Source organism: Mycolicibacterium aurum (assembly GCF_900637195.1).
Taxonomy (GTDB): domain Bacteria; phylum Actinomycetota; class Actinomycetes; order Mycobacteriales; family Mycobacteriaceae; genus Mycobacterium; species Mycobacterium aurum.
In genome coordinates this window covers 5,425,998-5,441,664 of sequence record NZ_LR134356.1, presented here as the reverse complement: position 1 = coordinate 5,441,664, position 15,667 = coordinate 5,425,998, and the positions used below count along the sequence as shown (strand labels likewise).

Here is a 15,667-nt window from a genome sequence, read left to right as displayed (position 1 = left end):
ATGCTTGCTGTGACTCTTCCGCCGTGCACAACTGCGCCGCACCCTGGCAGTCATGAACGCCACCGCGGGCATCCTCGCCCTCGTCGAGGACCCCGCCCTCAACTCTGATCTCGACCGCATCGCCGCGGCAGCCGGCCTGCAGATCGTGCGGACCAGCGACCCCTCCAGTCGCCGGGTCTGGACCAGCGCCGCGGCCATCCTGGTGGACGCGGCGGCTGCACTCCGGTGTGCCGCCCGCGGTCTACCGCGCCGCTCCCGCGTGCTGTTGATCAGCGGCGCTGTGCCAGGTCAAGCCGACTGGGAGGCTGCTGTTGCGGTCGGCGCGCAACAGATAGTGACGTTGCCGGCCCAGGCCCACGACCTGATGGCCGAGCTCGCCGATGCCGCCGAGGCCGGTCGCGAGACCGGCGCGCGCGGTCCCGTCGTGGCGGTGCTCGGCGGGCGTGGCGGTGCGGGAGCGTCGGTTTTCGCAACGGCGGTTGCCCAGGCGGCCCCCGAATCCCTACTCATAGACGGAGATCCGTGGGGAGGCGGACTGGATCTGGTGCTCGGCAGTGAGACCGAACCCGGTCTGCGGTGGCCGGATCTGTCGCTGGCTGGCGGACGCGTGAACTTCCCGGCGCTGCGTGACGCGTTGCCCCGTCGCCGCGGGGTCAGCGTCCTCTCGGGCAGTCGCGTGTTGTCTGGTGACGAAACCAGCAACGACGTCGACGCGGCTCCGCTCGGTGCCGTGATCGACGCCGGGAGCCGGGGCGGCGTGACGGTGGTGTGCGACGCGGCGCGGCGGCCGACGGCCGCAACCGAGTTGGCGCTCGCGGCGGCGGACCTCGTGGTCTTGGTCACGCCCGCCGATGTGCGGTCGTGCGCGGCGGCAGCGGCGACCGCCAAGTGGGTGACGGCGGGCAATCCGAACACCGGAGTCGTGGTGCGCGGACCGGCGCCCGGCGGTCTCCGGCCCGTCGACGTGGCGCGCATCGTGGGTCTGCCGGTGCTGGCAGCCATGCGGCCACAACCGGGGATCGAGACGCTGCTGGAGCGCGGCGGCCTGCCGTCACGGCCGCGGTCACCGCTGGCTCGTGCCGCGCGGGCGGTGCTCGCCGTACTCAGTCAGCACCCGCACCCCGAATACACCACAGGGACCGCGGCATGAACGCGCCGCTCATCGAGCGGGTGCGGGAAAGGCTGGCCGCCGAGGCGGCGCCGCTGAGGCCGAGCGTGGTTGCTGCGGCCATCCGCGCGGAGGCCGGTGGCGTGCTGGGCGATGCCGAGGTGCTGACAAGTCTGCGCGAGTTGCAGACCGAGCTTATCGGCGCCGGGATCCTCGAGCCGCTGCTGTCCGCACCGGGCACCACCGACGTGCTGGTGACCGCCCCGGACGAGGTGTGGGTCGATGACGGCAACGGTTTGCGAAGGACCTCGATACGGTTCGCCGACGACGCCGCCGTCCGCCGCCTCGCACAGCGCCTGGCGCTGAGCGCCGGGCGGCGCCTCGACGAGGCCCAGCCGTGGGTCGACGGGCATCTCAGCGGTCTCGATGCAGGTCGGCCGGGCGCACTGCTGACGGTCCGGCTGCACGCGGTCCTTCCGCCGATCGCGGCCGCGGGCACCTGCGTGTCGCTGCGGGTCCTGAGACCGGCAAACCAGAATCTGGACGCGCTGATCGCGGCGGGCGCTATCGGCCCCGACGCTGTCACCCTGGTTCGGGACGTCATCGCCGCCCGGGTGGCGTTCGTCGTGTCCGGCGGCACGGGTGCGGGCAAGACGACACTGCTCGCCGCCCTGCTCGCTGCGGTGCCCGGCACGGAGCGCATCGTCTGTGTGGAGGACGCGGCCGAGCTCGCCCCTGACCACCCGCACCTGGTCAAGCTGGTCGCCCGGTGCGCGAACGTCGAGGGTGCCGGCGAGGTCACCGTGCGTGATCTGGTCAGGCAGGCACTACGGATGCGACCCGATCGCATCGTGATCGGCGAGGTGCGCGGCGCCGAGGTGGTCGACCTGCTCGCCGCGCTCAACACCGGGCACGACGGAGGCGGCGGAACCGTCCACGCGAACAACCCCGCCGAGGTACCTGCGCGTTTCGAGGCGCTGGCCGCACTCGGCGGGCTTGACCGTGCCGCGTTGCACAGCCAGCTCGCCGCCGCCATCCAGGTGGTGCTGCACGTGTCCCGCGACCGCGCCGGACGGCGTCGGCTCAGCGAGATCGGGCTGCTCAGGAGGGCCGACGACGGCCGGGTGCGGGTGCTGCCGTGCTGGCACCACGACACCGGTTTCGGATGCGGTGCGGGCGAGCTGCACGACCTGGTGCGCACACGGAGCCGGTCATGATCGGCGCGGCGCTGGCACTGGCGCTGGCCGTGCTGGTCACCCCCGCCGACTCGCGCCGGCGCACGCGTGCGCTACGCGGTTCGCGCCCGAGGCGGCTGCGCATACCAGCTCCCGCGTGCGGAGTGTTTCTCTGCGCGGCTCTATCGGTGCTGCTCGGCCCAGCCGCAGGGGTCGCGAGCGGACTGCTGGTAGCCACGCTGCTGGCGCGACGGCGCATCGCGCGGCGGCGCCGCGTTCGTGTGGCGACCGCCGCCTCGTTGCAGGGCGCACTCGACGTTCTCGTCGGGGAACTCCGCGTCGGCGCACATCCGGTCGCCGCCATCAGCACCGCGGCGCACGAGTCAGACGATCGGGTGGCCCGATCCCTGGGCGCCGTGGCGGCGCGGGCACTGCTGGGCGCCGACGTCGCCGCAGGCCTGCGTGCAGAGGGGGCCCGGTCGCCGCTGCCTGGCCACTGGGAACGGCTGGCCGTGTGTTGGCATCTCGCCCAGGTGCACGGGCTGGCGATCGCCGCACTGATGCAGGCGGCCCAGCGCGACATCGCCGAACGTGAGCGTTTCGGCAGCCGCGTCGATGCGGGGATGGCCGGTGCGCGCGCCACGGCCACGATCCTGGCCGGCCTTCCGGTGCTCGGCGTTCTGCTCGGCCTCGCGATCGGCGCCGACCCGGTGCGCTTCCTGCTGTCCGGCGGCGCGGGTGGCTGGCTGCTTGTCGTGGGTACGGCGCTGGTCTGCTGCGGCCTGCTCTGGTCGGACCGCATCACCTCACAGGTCCTGACGTGATCTGGGCGGCGGTTCTTCTCGCGTGCGCGGTGCTCGCCGCGCCGCCTGCGTCATCGGGCCGGGTGCGGCATGGACCCGAGCCGATCGGTGAGCGACGTACGCGTGCGGGCGGCGACGAGGCGTTGGCCGTGGCAGCGAGCCTGGACGTCCTGGCCGCCTGCCTGCGTTCCGGGATGGCGGTGTCCACCGCGGCGTCGGCGGTGGCGGAGTCGGCTCCCGCCGGTTTGGCGGGCGTACTGCGGCGGGCCGCCGATCTTCTCGCGCTGGGAGCGGAACCGAGTCGCGCATGGTCGAGTCCTGTTGGCTCGCAGGACAGTTCGGCGCAGACCTTCCTGCGGATGGCGCGCCGCTCCGCGGCGTCGGGTGCAGCGTTGGCGCAGGGGGTCGAGGATCTCGCTGCTCACACGCGCAGCGAGGCCGCCGACGCGGCCAGTGCGCGGGCCGAACGCGCTTCGGTCCTGATGGCCGGCCCGCTGGGTCTGTGTTATCTCCCCGCGTTCCTGTGCCTGGGAATCGTGCCCGTCGTCGCCGGCCTCGCCGGTGAGGTCCTGCAGTCGGGACTTCTGTGAACACACAAGAAAGGGAAGAACGTCATGAGACAACGCCTCCGGGATCTTCGATTCCGGCTGACCCTCCTCGCCGTCGCCGAGGACGGTATGTCGACGGTCGAATACTCGAATGACTCGCTTTACACCGATGAGAGGATGCTCCTATGTCGTACCACTCCGAGGACCACGAGGTCGTCTCTGTGGCAGAGGCCGCCGCCGAGTTGGGCTTGTCGCTGAACGAGTTCATCGCGTTGCTTGTCCGTGACGGGATGCTCGTAGAGCACCCTGACGGCGGGTACGTCCCAAGTCCACACCCGGACATCACCGAACTCTGATGCGGGCTCTAATCGTCGTCAGACTGTCCCGCGTCACCGACGTCACGACGTCGCCCGAGCGTCAGCTACAGACTTGCCGGGAGCTATGCGCTCAGCGTGGTTACGAGGTCGTCGGGGTGGCCGAGGACCTGGACGTGTCGGCGGGGTCTACGGCCCCGTTCGACCGTCCGCAGCTCGGGAACTGGCTAGAGAACCGCCGCGGAGAGTTCGACGTCCTCGTCGTGTTCCGGATGGACCGTATCGTCCGCCGATTGTTGGATCTTGCGGACCTAATCCGTTGGTGCCAAGGTCATTCCGTCGCTCTGGTGAGCGCCACCGAGCAGTTTCTAGACCTCACAGCACCGTTCGGCGACATCATCGCCCTACTCGTCGCCAAGGTTGCCGAGATGGAGCTGTCCGCGATCTCGGAGCGCAACGCCTCGGCTGCCCGCTACAACATCCGGGCAGGTAAGTACCGGGGCGGACTGCCGCCGTGGGGTTATCTGCCAGAGCAGGACGAGACCGGGACTTGGAGGCTCGTCCAAGACCCCGAGCAGGTCCGGGTGATTACCGAGGTAGCCCGCCGCGTGTTGGACGGAGAGCCGCTCCGGGCTCTTGCCCACGAGCTGACAGAGCGCGGAGTCCCGACGCCAAAGGATCGGTTCGCGGCACATCAGGGCCGAGAGACCAAAGGCTATGGGTGGCACTCAGGACCGCTGAAACGGTCCCTGACGAGTCCGACGCTGCTCGGCCAGATAGTCGCCCGGGAGCCGCTGTTGGACGCTCTGGGGAGGCCACAGCACGACGCTAAAGGTAAGAAGCTCTACGGTCCGGAGACGGTCGTCAGAGCCGACGACGGTTCGCCCGTGGTCCGGGCTGACCCGATCCTCTCCCGAGAGGTATTCGAGCGGCTCGGCGCGGAGCTGGCCGACCGGGAGAACCGCAAGGAACCGACCAAGCGGAGCACGGGCCTGCTGCTTCAGGTGATCCACTGCGGGACGTGCGGTCGACCGGCCTACCGCCTGAAGGGCGGCAAGGGTCGGAACCCCCGCTACCGCTGTTCCTCGGCTCAGTACAAAGAGCCGTGTGGCAACAAGTCGATTCCGCTAGCGTTCGCCGACGACGCCATCGAACGGATGTTGCTGACGATGCTCGGAACGTCAGAACGCCTGGAACGCATGTGGGATTCGGGTTCGGACAACTCCGCTGAGCTGGCCGAGATCAACGAGACTCTGACCGACCTCACCGGCCTACTCGGCTCCGGCGTCTACCGCGCCGGTACTCCGCAGCGGCTCGCGCTCAACAAGCGAATAGCCGACCTCGCCGAACGACAAGCTGAGCTGTCCGCTGAGGCGGTGAAGCCTGCCGGGTGGACGTGGACCCCTACCGGGGAGCTGTTTGGCGACTGGTGGGATCGTCAGGACGTGACTGCGCGGAACGTGTGGCTCCGATCGATGGGAGTTCGACTCGATTACGAGTACACCCCCGGAGGCCAGGATCCTGCTATCCGCCTGGACCTCGGAGACCTGTTCGCACTCACCGAGCAGATGAACGCCAGCGGCCCGGTAGCCGACTGGCAGAAGGTTCTCCAGGCGATGAAACGGGAAGGCGTCCAGGGACTCGTCCTCGGCTCAGGTGAGCCCGAGATCGTCCGCAAGTAGTTCCAGCTTCCACTTCACGAGGTCTATCGCCGCCAGCTCGGCGGAGCTCAGGTCATCGTCCATACAGGGTAAGACGCAGCGAAGGTGGCAACGGTTCCGCCTCATCGAGATCCACCGGCTGGTCACCTCCCGGTTCGTGGAGTGAATAGAGAACGTCTCGCGCGTGTCGCGTCGCGATAGGGCTTAGGGATATAGCGCTACTCTGCGTTACGTGGCGGCAGACAATGCCCAGGGGAGCGTGACATTCCTCTCGCAGCGGCAACCGATCGACGAGCGAGGACGGGCGCTTTACGCCATTGCGCGTTCCATCTTGCGAGCCCAGCTCGACCAGCTCACGCAGGAGGATCTGGAGGATCTCCAGCGTGACCGGTCTGAGGTGACTCTCCGTCAGCTCTCGAAGCTTGCCCGACTGGACCGGGACAAGGGGATGCGGGGAGACGGCTTCGAGTGGGCGGTTCACGAGGCGGTGCTCGGCGAGGAACCATCGGTGATCGAACCCGTCGCCGACGCGATGACGCGTGCCTCGAAGAAGTTCGCTTCAATGAGCATGCCGACCTCGCTTCTGTTCGGCTACGAGCGCGCCAAATACCTCGGTTTCCTGGACGCGATAGTCGAGAACGCCGATTCGCAGGCCGTCCTGCTTCCGGACGGTAGTAGAGGACGTCCATACATCTTCGATGGTCCGTGGATGCGCCTTGCTGCCCGGGGACAGCGCTCAGAGCCGCTGCTCGGGGACCGAATAGCCAGAGTCTGGAAGACCGACCTATTCCTCTCCGATGAGTCGAGGCACCGTCACGTTGCTGCGACGATCAAGAGCAATCATCTGCTTTTGGAAAGCGGTCCCGGACTCAGGCTCGGGATAGTGCCGGAGGCGAAGGATCTTCCGGCAGGCGTCAGGTACAGAAATGGGCTATGGCTGGTGGTGCTCCCTGACCCGAACGGGTTTATGGGCCTGTTCAATGATGCCTACGAGAGCGTCGCCGAAGCGGTGTTCAAGCTCGGCAAGCACGATCGAGGGCTCTACATCTATAAGCCCACACCACAGGGCCAACGAATAACCGATCAACTCATCAAGTACGCGAACGTCAAGGTAGTCGAGATTGAGCACGCTCTGAACGAGGCGGCGCAGCAGGACCTGATAGGGATAACAACTCGGCTCGTTCCCGTTGATGCTCCGGGGTGGCTTCACCTGAACGCCGCACGCACTCCGGTGCTGGCGCCCAAGCCTGCGTTCGAGCGTCTAGACTAGCGAGAATGTGATCTCTATCACTATTGATTGACAGAACTTGACACTAGGTGTAATGACCCGTATCGTCAAGGTTAGGTCAAGTGTGCCCATGTGGCACCTGAGCCACCCCAGGCGGGTGGCAGGGCTGGACTGAGCAGCTACCTGACCCCGCGAGACCCTTACCGGGCTTGCAAAGCGCGCTCCGTGGTCGCGCTAGACAAATTTCCATTGCTCAGGAAACGCTGTGGGTAACCCCTACGCAAAATGTCGACCCGCTTGGACATCCGGTCCTGGCGGGTTTTTTGTTGTGCCGCAAAGAAATTGGAGCCAAACCATGCACGACGACTACCTATCGTCTCTCGGAGGCGATTACAAATCCGATGTTTCCCTGGTGGACGTCGAAGACGACTACACGGGAGAGGTGACGGCGAGGAAGTGGGTCGACGCCAAGACCGTCGACTACTCCGAACCAGACCAGATCCGCGTCAACCGCCCTCCGGACGCTGAACGCGTCCGCGCAGCCGAGGAGGTCCTAGGACTCACGCAGGCCGGACACGGGTTCGCGGTGCAGACAGTCACCCGCGATCCTGCCAAGACGGTCGTCACCCGGTGCAAGTATTGCGACCGCCCAATGGACAAGACGGCCACCGACTGGCTGTGCGAGCTGGGAGCCCAGCCCGGATCCCCCGATTGGGACACCTGCGGCTGCAACTGGTGCGTCTGCCGACGCCAGTACGAGGCAGGGACGTACCGGACCAAGGGCAGACCCCGTACGCAGTGCGGCTCCACGGCCTGCAAGCGCAAGCTCCGCAACGAACAGCAGCGAGAGCGCCGGGCGAAAGTGCTGGTAGCCGCCTGAGGCTTTTATTCACTAAGGGTGAGGACGTGCGGCTCCCGCCCTGGTTTGGCTCCCGGTCGTAGACGCCACCTCCGGGGTCGTCGTTTCAATCCTGCGGCGGCCCCCACAAACTTCCCGAAGGGCCGATGAGGCCCTGAGAGGTCAGTACCGCGATTACGCGGATACTTCCCGCGCCAGCGGGAGGCTCCCCGCCCAACCGGGCGCGGGAGAAGGAAACAACGCAGGGCGGTGGAGACCTAATGGGCCTCCCCGCTCCGTACAGTGTCAAGTCAACTCATTGACTGTGAAGTTGCTGATTTCCTTATCTCTGTTGTTGGTGGTTGAGAGCCCCCGGAGGCCGTGAGCCCCGGGGGTTTTCTCGTTGCACCCCAACCACGACCTTTGCCTCGGTGCTCTCACCGCCGGGGCTGTAGCCGGGGCTCCCCAAGTATGGGACCTCGCACCAAAACTATTGCTCGCCAATGAAAGTAGAACCAAATGAACGGACGCAGACACGGACGCTGCAAGACCGGGGAGCACGTCATCCGCTCGGGAGCGGACCTGAGAGGTAACGGACGCTGCGCCGAATGCTGCCGCAGGAACGAGCGGAACTATCGCCGGTCGTGCGTAGAGGCACGCCGCAAGCTGCGGGAGATGGAGAGCCAACCGGCGTAGCGCCGATAGGCGTTCTCCCTCAACCAAAGTCGGCCAGAAGGCCGACTGACAACACCCATAGGAAGGTGAAACACGCGATGATCGAAGACCAACGCGCAGAGCGCAGCGGGAAACCCGCTAGCGACATGACAGATCAGCACATGACGATCTACGAGCTGCCCGAGTTCTGGCAGGAGAAGATTAGGGGGCTGAAATCCGAGAATCGCAGCCTCCGAATGCGTCTCGGCAAGTTCAAGGGCTGCCACGAAGAGTTGCCGCCGAGCTGGGCAAAGAGGCTGGACACCCTGCGCCGCGAGAACGGTAAGTACCGGGCGCAGCGCAACGAGGCGAGAGCAGAAGTCGAGGCACTCCGCGCCGAGCTTGAGGCGCGTCGGTGACGAAGCGCAACAAGGTCAAGGATTGCGGAGACCTAGCGCTCTACGCCTCGGTGCCAGTGGCCCTCGCCCGGGATGGGGAGCTGTCGCACACGGCGCGCTCGGTGGCGCTCTACGTCTGGTCGCACGATGAGAGGTTCGGACAGTCACGAAATGACATTGCCGAGGCTCTGGGAGCCGGTCGCAACAACGTCGGCAGGGCGCTCGACGAGCTACAGCAGAGCGGATGGCTTGCCCGCAACACCGAGACTCGGACTTGGTACCGGCAGAGGTCGAACACGCCGTTCACCGATGACGAGATCCGGAGGCTATCCCGGGAGGAACCGGGTCCGGAGCGGACCCACTTGCCAGAATCCCAGGGGGGTACGGAACGGACCCACTTCGCACAAGGGGGGTACGGAACGGACCCACTTAGTGGGTCCGGAGCGGATCCAGTAACCGGGTCCGGAGCGGACCCCCGTAGTAGTACAGGGAGAAGTGCACCAGAAGTGCACTTCCCTAGAAGTGGAGCAGCGACCGGGTCCGGAATGGACCCGGGTCCGGAGCGGACCCAGTTCACCACACCGAGCCTTGAGGCTCGGAGTGGGTCTATGAACCAACCCACCGAAGACGAGTGCAGCTCGTCATCTGTCCAACCACCCACCGCAAGCGAAGCGTCTCCGAGTCTCACCGACGAGGAGATCGCAGAGCTGATGGATGAACTCCGCAACGAGGACGCCAGTCCAGAAGACCGGCTACTGGCAGCGATCCGCACCAACGGATCGGTACGCGCCAAGTCCGGGCTCGCCGCCCTGATGGGCGTCGACCAAGAAAACGTAAACGAAATCGTTCCGAGGCTCATCGCCCAGGGCGTCATCGTGCACGACAAGTCAGGAGAGCATCCGCTACTCACGCTCGCCTGACCACAACCGAATACCGATCACCGGGCCTCCAGCATCCGAGCTGGGGGCCTTTCGCATGTCCACACCGAAGGAGCCAACACATGCAACACGACCCACTCACAGAAGCTTTCGCGCGCTGCGCCGCGCAGGGAGGCGGCACCACCGAGACGTGGCACGCCGACCTTGACCACTCCACGGTCCTGCTCGGATTACCCGGGCTCTATGACGGACTCGTCCTGTCGCAGTGGAGCGACCGATGAGCGGCAAGACATTTGAGACATGGTGGGAGGAAAGCGGCCAGCATTGGGCCGCTGCCGTGGTCGAGAACGGCGGCACGCTCTGGACCGACGACATCGACGAGCGCCGCGAGTTGTTCGACAGGCGACACCAGCGGCCAGAGGCGCCCACCACGCCCACACTGACCCGCATCCCCCGGAGCCACGCCCCGGAGACAACCGCCGAGAGGACCGCAGAATGACCACAATCGACACCAACGCCACGGATACGGACGAAACCCCCGAGGGCGATACCTCGGGCACCCCGGACGCGGAGAACGGCTCTCAGGCCGATTCGCAGAATGCCGGTCTCGTGGAAGCGCGGGACCGCTACCGCACCGAGCGCGACACCGCACGCGAGGAGCTGCAGGCCGCTCAGACCCGGATTGACCGGATGCACCGCGCCGAGGTTGAACGGCTGGCCTCGGATGGCCTCAGCCATCCTGCCGACCTGTTCTCGCTGTCAGGCAACGACGTAGCCGACTACCTCGGAGACGACGGCATGGTTGACCCCGACAAAGTCGCCGCCGATGTCGTGGCGATCCTCGCTGAACGTCCCGGCCTCAAGCGGAACGTCCCGGCGTTCGACCAGTCGCAGGGCCGAGGTGGCGGCAAGCCTAAAGCACGCCCCGGTTGGGGCTCGATCCTCAACCCCGAGACCTGAGCATGGGCCGTCTGTGACGGCGCTCGCTCGCAGAAATGCGCCTGTGGCGCAACGTGACTCGGAGCCGGTGGCTTCGGGTCATTTTTGTATCTACATCTAGGAGAAATCGCATGACCATGCTCCACACCAACACCGCCGACGCCTTCACCCCCGAGGACTACGGCAACCTCGTTGACCTCGCAGTCAAGGCGCAGTCCGTCGCGGCCCGCACCGCGACTGTCGTCGCCACAAACAAGGTTGCGATCAACTTCCCGGTCTGGAAGGCCGACCCCGAGGTCGCTTGGTACAACGAGAACGACACCATCGCCGAAGACGACGGCGAGACCGAAGAGGTCTCGGTCACCCCGACCAAGACCGCTGGCATCGTCCCGCTGTCCAACGAGATCGCCTCGGACTCGACTCCCGACGTGGCCGACCTCGCAGGCAAGGGACTGGCGAACAAGATCATCCGCGCCACCGACGCGGCCTACCTCGGTAACACCACGCCGAAGGGACCGGACGGCCTGCTCAGCATCGCCTACACCGCCGTGGACACCGGCGCTGCGCTGACCAACCTCGATCCGTTCGTCGAAGCCCGGTTCGCCGCCGAGGCAGCCGGTTCCGAGCTGACCTCGTGGATCGTCTCCCCGGAGACCGCCGAGGCACTGAGCAAGCTCAAGGTCGGCAGCGGTTCCAACCAGTCGCTCATCCAGTTCGTGGAAGATGGACTCACCATCGCCGGCCTGCCGGTCGTTCGGTCCAACCAGGTGGACGCGGCAACCCTGTTCTGGGGCATCCCCAAGGATCACGTCGTGCTCGTCATGCGCGAAGGCACCCGCGTGGAGAAGTTCCCGAACGTCCACCAGGACGGCATCTGGCTGCGCGCCGTGTCCCGCCTGGGCGTCGGGTTCCTGAACGAGCCCGGTGTGGTGCGCGGCTACGACGCCACCTGATCGACAGTCCGAGGACGGGCTCCCGCGATTATCGCCACGGCGGGGGCCCACTCCCGGTCAGTCAGCGGTAGGCGAGTTCCTGACGACGTTCTCGATTGCGATCAGCACGCCCTTCCAGGTCGACCAGTTGGGCCAATCCGGCGCGGCGGGGTAGGTGTCGGGTTCGTCGTAGTCGGGGAGTTTCTCGCGGACGTCGGCCAGCAACACCTTCTTCTTATCCGCCTCATTCTGAATCCAGCTGAGCAGCATCTCTGACAGACGGGTGAGGCCGACAGCTACGGAGGCCAACCCGTCTGCATCGACGGACCCGCCAAACCTCTGAACCTGCTTCTTGACTTCCTCCAGGACCTCGGCTTGACCAAACTCGGGACCGTACTCCTCAGTCCCACCTTTCAGCTCTCGCACCACGTCGATCGCGGCAAGGGTGTAGTCGCGAGCGTCGCTGCTCCACGGCTGCTGTTGCTCGGTCGACTCAGAATCTTCCGACATCCCCGACCTCTTCTCTCGTGAACGATTCCCGTTCGTCGAACGACGGTATCCAGCCGCTCCGACAACCAACATATTAGGGACATCTCTCGCATGAATAGCCGTGGCAATTCCCGAAGCAGGGTGCAAGTCAGAGATTAGTGAGTCCGGGATGGGCGCTGCCGGTCCCACGCGTCAATCGTCTCCGGCAGCCATCCCCGCGTGGCGCCGATCATGGCGTCGGGCTCTGGCAGCTTGTACCGGCCCAGTGTGTCGGGCTTGACCCCGATACGTTCGGCGACCTCGGTACGCGATAGATAGCGGACGGCCATGCCTTGCAGTCTGCCAACGGGAAACGCCCCGCACGATGGCGGGGCGCTTGTGGGACAGGTGCGTAATCACTACGCACCCAAGCAGATGTCCTTGCACCAGGCGGGAACCTCGCTCAGCGCCCACGGGATGAGCACGCCGCCTTCGTCGTACTGACCAGCTGGTACACCGCGCGGATTGTCGGGTCCGCAGATGCGGTTCCCCATGTCGACGCAGCTCCATGCGTCGCTGTCCTCGGTGATGGGTTGAGCAAAGGCAGGAGCGGAAGCGCCTGCGACAGAAGCGAATGCGATGAGTGCCGATGCGGCGATGCGGGTGATGTTCATGTCGGCCAAAGTACACGCTTACCGTGTATAGCGCAAGCTATACCGCATGAGATGTGTTGATCTGCAACGTAACTGGACATAGGGAGTGAGGTAGGTAGGGGGTAGGTACCCCCTCCGGGGTAGGGAACCCCCTCCCCGGGTGCACACCCCCCTCCGCCGGGTGTGGGGCACCCCCGGCCTCACCTGGATGGCCTCCGGGGTGCGAGTTGGCAGGTGGCACGCCTGCCCGCGCTGGCCTGCCAGCCCCTCCCGGGTAGGTAGTCGCCCTCGCTCGCCCCTCCCCCTGCCTCGCCTGCGGGTAGGCACCCCGACTACCCCACGGGGGTTTACCCCTGCCCGGGGGCTCAGGACCGGCACGTAATGCGGTCGAGGGATCACACGCGACTTTCAGAACTTCAATTTTTCAGAGAGCCCCAGATCAGGGGCGATATTGCCCCGTCAGAAAGGGGGTCGAAATGCCCACGAAGCCACGCGGCCTCAAAGCCGCTGGAACACGGCTCTGGGAGACCGTGAACGACGAGTTCGACCTAGACAACGAGCCGCACAAGCTGGAGGTGCTTACGCACGCCTGCCGGGTCTCGGACGCCGTCGCCAAGCTGGAACGCGCAGCGGCCAAAGAGCCGCTGACCGCCAAGGGCAGCACCGGCCAGCTCGTAATCCATCCGCTCATCGGTGAGGTACGCGCTCAGCGGGCCCTACTCGCTCAACTCATCGCACGACTCAACTTCGAGGGACAGGAGGCCGACTGATGGCCCGAGGCACTGGCATGTCACCAACGCGACGGCGGAACCGTCGCTCTCAGACCATGAGCCCTGAGGCTCTGGCAGCCCGCCTCCCGAACGATTGCCGGTCGTTCGATGGATACGACACCCCGGCCGGATTCCAGGCCACAGCGGCCCGTGTTGCCGCGTGGCTGGACACCCAAGCACCCGGCACCGCAGAGACGCTCACCATCCCGGTGATGACCGCGGCGGGCGTTGGCCCCACCGATTGGTACCGGCCCGCTTTGGGGACGCAGTCCGACCGCAACTCTCCGGGCTGACCTGCGGCACCAACGGCAACATCCATCCGATACTCGAACTGTGGCGTGGGAATGGGTTAGTCCGGTCGCGACGGCGAGCGCTGGTGCCTTCGGCGTGTTCTTCACATGGCTATCGGGCAGGCAAGGCAGGACGCATGCGGAGACAGTAAGCAACAGTCAGCTCGCGAACTCGCGTCTACTTGCGACTGAGGCTCGTCAACAGCAACGCCTCGAAGCCGCCTACATTCAGGCTCTAGAGGAGGCGGAACGGGTAGGCAATTGGGCGCAGATGGCCTACCCAATTCTCGAAACAGAGCCGCCGCAACCTGAACCGGAACTGCCTTCCCTAGATGATCAGGCGAAGACCGCCGCTCTGGTGAACGCTTATGGATCCAATGAGGTCAAGACGAGATTAGAGGCTTGGCGCAAGATCGCATTGGCAATGACTGTTCAAGCACGGGTAATCGGAATGACCCAATCGGGTTCGGAGCAAAACATCAATGCACGTACGAAGCTGTACGAGCTGCGATCCAAGGAGAAGGAGGCGCGTTTGTTCGTCGCCGACCGGGTCGCTGTTGAACTGAAGGCTTCCGCCGGGCCGCTGACAATTGATCCAAGCAAATCCAGGATCCCGACGAAAGTGGGACAGGACGACTAGCCATCCGCGCCAAAGCCGGGCCGAGAATGTCCATATTAGCGAGCAGGGCACAGGCCCGAATGTGAAGCTTTGTCGGTGTGAGCTGCGATCATTTTGCTTATGACTCAGTGCCGGGTGCTGAAGTGCCCACACGAAGCAACTGAAAACCTCTCGGGCGCGGGACCTGTCTGCGCCGAACACAAACGCACTTTGCCTGACCAAGAATGGATTCTCATGGGCGGGGAAACAGGCGCGGACGGTGGGGTGGCCAATCCGCATGTCCTAGTGGGTGACTCCCTCATAGCGCTGGATGAATACATCCTGGTAGAAGTGCCGCACCGATGGGAGCGAGATGGTTCGCGCCAGTACAACCCGCCGGAGGCTATGTACTTCGCCGAAGACCGGGTCACGCTTAGCGTTCGTCGACGTGGTGACGCTGAGGAACGCGACTTCACATTGGTAGTTGCTCCGGACATGTTCGCCCCAATGGCTAAGTTCTTCGCGAGTCTGGCACCACCAGAGCAACCCGAGGACCCTTCGGTGTAATCTATGACTACCGAGTACGCCATCGGCACCATTGCCGCTGCCGCGTTCGGGGCCATCCTCTACACGGTTGTCACCGGCGACTCCATCGTCGGTGCGCTCACCAACATCATCAGCCGGGCGTTGACCACGAACATCTGAATGCCGAATCGGGATTCGCCACGGCGGAAGCGGCTTTCGCGATTGCCGCGCTGGTGGCGGTGCTCGCGGTCTGCGTGGCCGGGCTTGCCGCCGTGTCGATGCAGGTGCGCTGCATCGACGCCGCCAGGGAAGCCGCCAGGCTTGCCGCCCGAGGGGACGGCGGGTCCGCCACCGTCGCAGCGCGGGCGATCGCACCGGGGGAATCGGTCATCGACGTGCGACGCGACGGGCAGTTCGTCGTCGCACGGGTCACGACACGGTCGGTTCTTCTGCCCGGCCTCTCGATTGCCGGACAGGCGGTGGCCGTCGCCGAAGTCGACACGGGGTGAGCGCGGTTCGGCGACCGTGATCGCGGCCGCGATGTGCGGCGTGCTGGTCGCCGTGACCGTCGGTGGCGCCTATCTGGGTGCGGCCGTCATCGCGCGGCATCGGGCCCAGGCGTCGGCCGACCTCGCCGCGCTCGCCGCGGCCGCGTCCCTTGCCGGGGGCGCCGCCACGGCGTGCGCGCTGGCCACCGAGCTGGCTGCGGCGACGGGCACCACCGTGGTCGCCTGCTCGGTGCAGGACCTGGATGCCGTCGTCACCGTCGAGGCGGCGATCCGGCTGCGGGCCTTCGGGATGGGTGCGGCGCGCGCGGTGGCGCGCGCCGGGCCCGGCACCCCCTCGGGGTGACTCGGGACCAGCGGGCAGGACAATCGACGGGATGA

Annotated in this window: 22 protein-coding genes and 2 pseudogenes; 21 read left to right on the top strand and 3 right to left on the bottom strand. The window is 66.0% G+C overall.

The genetic code is table 11. The features are described from left to right. Positions 1 to 52: 52 nt before the first annotated feature. The 15 genes and pseudogenes from ssd to EL337_RS25690 all read left to right on the top strand — a co-directional run bounded on the left by ssd (position 53) and on the right by EL337_RS25690 (position 11,497). Positions 53 to 1,150, top strand: coding sequence for a septum site-determining protein Ssd (gene ssd / locus EL337_RS25750; RefSeq protein ID WP_048633957.1), 1,098 nt, complete (start codon positions 53 to 55; stop codon positions 1,148 to 1,150). Further along, positions 1,147 to 2,325, top strand: coding sequence for a TadA family conjugal transfer-associated ATPase (locus EL337_RS25745; protein ID WP_048633956.1), 1,179 nt, complete (start codon positions 1,147 to 1,149; stop codon positions 2,323 to 2,325). The genes ssd and EL337_RS25745 overlap by 4 nt, the downstream gene beginning before the upstream one ends. Next, on the top strand, positions 2,322 to 3,107 hold the full coding sequence (locus tag EL337_RS25740; RefSeq protein ID WP_048633955.1) for a type II secretion system F family protein: 786 nt from the start codon (positions 2,322 to 2,324) through the stop codon (positions 3,105 to 3,107). Before EL337_RS25745 ends, EL337_RS25740 begins: the two co-directional genes overlap by 4 nt. Further along, on the top strand, positions 3,104 to 3,676 hold the full coding sequence (locus EL337_RS25735) for a type II secretion system F family protein (RefSeq protein WP_048633954.1): 573 nt from the start codon (positions 3,104 to 3,106) through the stop codon (positions 3,674 to 3,676). Before EL337_RS25740 ends, EL337_RS25735 begins: the two co-directional genes overlap by 4 nt. 143 nt (positions 3,677 to 3,819) lie before the next feature. Further along, positions 3,820 to 3,990 (top strand): hypothetical protein, encoded by a 171-nt coding sequence (locus EL337_RS28830; protein WP_157866332.1) that lies wholly within the window; start codon positions 3,820 to 3,822, stop codon positions 3,988 to 3,990. Further along, positions 3,990 to 5,630, top strand: coding sequence for a recombinase family protein (locus EL337_RS25725; protein ID WP_048633953.1), 1,641 nt, complete (start codon positions 3,990 to 3,992; stop codon positions 5,628 to 5,630). Before EL337_RS28830 ends, EL337_RS25725 begins: the two co-directional genes overlap by 1 nt. Before the next feature lie 211 nt (positions 5,631 to 5,841). Continuing rightward, positions 5,842 to 6,879, top strand: coding sequence for a hypothetical protein (locus EL337_RS25720; protein ID WP_048633952.1), 1,038 nt, complete (start codon positions 5,842 to 5,844; stop codon positions 6,877 to 6,879). A gap of 370 nt (positions 6,880 to 7,249) precedes the next feature. Continuing rightward, the gene (locus EL337_RS25715; protein ID WP_126316688.1) at positions 7,250 to 7,717 is read left to right on the top strand and encodes a single stranded DNA-binding domain-containing protein; all 468 of its coding nucleotides are present in this window, start codon (positions 7,250 to 7,252) and stop codon (positions 7,715 to 7,717) included. 779 nt (positions 7,718 to 8,496) lie between these two features. Then, positions 8,497 to 8,748 (top strand): hypothetical protein, encoded by a 252-nt coding sequence (locus EL337_RS25710; protein WP_126316686.1) that lies wholly within the window; start codon positions 8,497 to 8,499, stop codon positions 8,746 to 8,748. After that, positions 8,745 to 8,936: pseudogene (locus tag EL337_RS29330) on the top strand (hypothetical protein); the annotation flags it as partial. The gene EL337_RS25710 and the pseudogene EL337_RS29330, both read left to right, overlap by 4 nt. A gap of 399 nt (positions 8,937 to 9,335) precedes the next feature. Next, entirely contained in the window at positions 9,336 to 9,647 is a 312-nt protein-coding gene (locus EL337_RS29120) for a MarR family transcriptional regulator (RefSeq protein ID WP_048633949.1), read from the top strand. A gap of 80 nt (positions 9,648 to 9,727) precedes the next feature. Beyond that, positions 9,728 to 9,886, top strand: coding sequence for a hypothetical protein (locus tag EL337_RS28825; RefSeq protein WP_157866330.1), 159 nt, complete (start codon positions 9,728 to 9,730; stop codon positions 9,884 to 9,886). Continuing rightward, positions 9,883 to 10,104, top strand: a complete 222-nt coding sequence (locus EL337_RS25700; protein WP_048633948.1) for a hypothetical protein — start codon at positions 9,883 to 9,885, stop codon at positions 10,102 to 10,104. The genes EL337_RS28825 and EL337_RS25700 overlap by 4 nt, the downstream gene beginning before the upstream one ends. Beyond that, positions 10,101 to 10,565, top strand: a complete 465-nt coding sequence (locus EL337_RS25695; RefSeq protein WP_048633947.1) for a hypothetical protein — start codon at positions 10,101 to 10,103, stop codon at positions 10,563 to 10,565. Before EL337_RS25700 ends, EL337_RS25695 begins: the two co-directional genes overlap by 4 nt. Positions 10,566 to 10,675: 110 nt before the next feature. Further along, a complete protein-coding gene (locus tag EL337_RS25690) occupies positions 10,676 to 11,497 on the top strand; it encodes a phage major capsid protein (RefSeq protein ID WP_048633946.1) in 822 nt (273 codons plus the stop codon). A 57-nt stretch (positions 11,498 to 11,554) separates the two neighbouring features. Here EL337_RS25690 and EL337_RS25685 read toward each other — a convergent pair whose 3' ends face one another. The 3 genes from EL337_RS25685 to EL337_RS25675 all read right to left on the bottom strand — a co-directional run bounded on the left by EL337_RS25685 (position 11,555) and on the right by EL337_RS25675 (position 12,618). Further along, positions 11,555 to 11,986, bottom strand: a complete 432-nt coding sequence (locus EL337_RS25685) for a hypothetical protein (protein ID WP_048633945.1) — start codon at positions 11,984 to 11,986, stop codon at positions 11,555 to 11,557. 134 nt (positions 11,987 to 12,120) lie between these two features. Then, positions 12,121 to 12,294, bottom strand: coding sequence for an XRE family transcriptional regulator (locus tag EL337_RS25680; protein WP_126316684.1), 174 nt, complete (start codon positions 12,292 to 12,294; stop codon positions 12,121 to 12,123). Positions 12,295 to 12,363: 69 nt separating this feature from the next. Continuing rightward, positions 12,364 to 12,618, bottom strand: coding sequence for a hypothetical protein (locus EL337_RS25675; RefSeq protein WP_048633944.1), 255 nt, complete (start codon positions 12,616 to 12,618; stop codon positions 12,364 to 12,366). A gap of 455 nt (positions 12,619 to 13,073) precedes the next feature. Between EL337_RS25675 and EL337_RS25670 the strand changes: the two genes are divergently transcribed. The 6 genes and pseudogenes from EL337_RS25670 to EL337_RS29105 all read left to right on the top strand — a co-directional run bounded on the left by EL337_RS25670 (position 13,074) and on the right by EL337_RS29105 (position 15,632). Further along, the gene (locus EL337_RS25670) at positions 13,074 to 13,367 is read left to right on the top strand and encodes a hypothetical protein (RefSeq protein ID WP_048633943.1); all 294 of its coding nucleotides are present in this window, start codon (positions 13,074 to 13,076) and stop codon (positions 13,365 to 13,367) included. A 56-nt stretch (positions 13,368 to 13,423) separates the two neighbouring features. Beyond that, positions 13,424 to 13,660 carry a hypothetical protein gene (locus EL337_RS25665; RefSeq protein ID WP_126316682.1) on the top strand — a complete coding sequence of 79 codons (237 nt, stop codon included), beginning with the start codon at positions 13,424 to 13,426 and terminating at the stop codon, positions 13,658 to 13,660. Between the two features lie 40 nt (positions 13,661 to 13,700). Then, on the top strand, positions 13,701 to 14,297 hold the full coding sequence (locus EL337_RS25660) for a hypothetical protein (protein WP_126316680.1): 597 nt from the start codon (positions 13,701 to 13,703) through the stop codon (positions 14,295 to 14,297). 531 nt (positions 14,298 to 14,828) lie between these two features. Next, positions 14,829 to 14,960 (top strand): annotated as a pseudogene (locus EL337_RS29245) (DUF4244 domain-containing protein); the annotation flags it as partial. A 53-nt stretch (positions 14,961 to 15,013) separates the two neighbouring features. Beyond that, entirely contained in the window at positions 15,014 to 15,289 is a 276-nt protein-coding gene (locus EL337_RS29110) for a TadE family type IV pilus minor pilin (RefSeq protein ID WP_327405533.1), read from the top strand. A 16-nt stretch (positions 15,290 to 15,305) separates the two neighbouring features. Then, positions 15,306 to 15,632, top strand: coding sequence for an Rv3654c family TadE-like protein (locus EL337_RS29105; protein WP_048633940.1), 327 nt, complete (start codon positions 15,306 to 15,308; stop codon positions 15,630 to 15,632). The last annotated feature ends 35 nt before the right edge of the window (positions 15,633 to 15,667 follow it).

Coding starts and splice junctions, on each gene's coding strand:
- ssd (WP_048633957.1), top strand. CDS start 53: ATGAACGCCACCGCGGGCATCCTCGCCCTCGTCGAGGACCCCGCCCTC.
- EL337_RS25745 (WP_048633956.1), top strand. CDS start 1,147: ATGAACGCGCCGCTCATCGAGCGGGTGCGGGAAAGGCTGGCCGCCGAG.
- EL337_RS25740 (WP_048633955.1), top strand. CDS start 2,322: ATGATCGGCGCGGCGCTGGCACTGGCGCTGGCCGTGCTGGTCACCCCC.
- EL337_RS28830 (WP_157866332.1), top strand. CDS start 3,820: ATGTCGTACCACTCCGAGGACCACGAGGTCGTCTCTGTGGCAGAGGCC.
- EL337_RS25725 (WP_048633953.1), top strand. CDS start 3,990: ATGCGGGCTCTAATCGTCGTCAGACTGTCCCGCGTCACCGACGTCACG.
- EL337_RS25710 (WP_126316686.1), top strand. CDS start 8,497: ATGACAGATCAGCACATGACGATCTACGAGCTGCCCGAGTTCTGGCAG.
- EL337_RS29120 (WP_048633949.1), top strand. CDS start 9,336: ATGAACCAACCCACCGAAGACGAGTGCAGCTCGTCATCTGTCCAACCA.
- EL337_RS28825 (WP_157866330.1), top strand. CDS start 9,728: ATGCAACACGACCCACTCACAGAAGCTTTCGCGCGCTGCGCCGCGCAG.
- EL337_RS25700 (WP_048633948.1), top strand. CDS start 9,883: ATGAGCGGCAAGACATTTGAGACATGGTGGGAGGAAAGCGGCCAGCAT.
- EL337_RS25695 (WP_048633947.1), top strand. CDS start 10,101: ATGACCACAATCGACACCAACGCCACGGATACGGACGAAACCCCCGAG.
- EL337_RS25690 (WP_048633946.1), top strand. CDS start 10,676: ATGACCATGCTCCACACCAACACCGCCGACGCCTTCACCCCCGAGGAC.
- EL337_RS25685 (WP_048633945.1), bottom strand. CDS start 11,986: ATGTCGGAAGATTCTGAGTCGACCGAGCAACAGCAGCCGTGGAGCAGC.
- EL337_RS25680 (WP_126316684.1), bottom strand. CDS start 12,294: ATGGCCGTCCGCTATCTATCGCGTACCGAGGTCGCCGAACGTATCGGG.
- EL337_RS25675 (WP_048633944.1), bottom strand. CDS start 12,618: ATGAACATCACCCGCATCGCCGCATCGGCACTCATCGCATTCGCTTCT.
- EL337_RS25670 (WP_048633943.1), top strand. CDS start 13,074: ATGCCCACGAAGCCACGCGGCCTCAAAGCCGCTGGAACACGGCTCTGG.
- EL337_RS25665 (WP_126316682.1), top strand. CDS start 13,424: ATGAGCCCTGAGGCTCTGGCAGCCCGCCTCCCGAACGATTGCCGGTCG.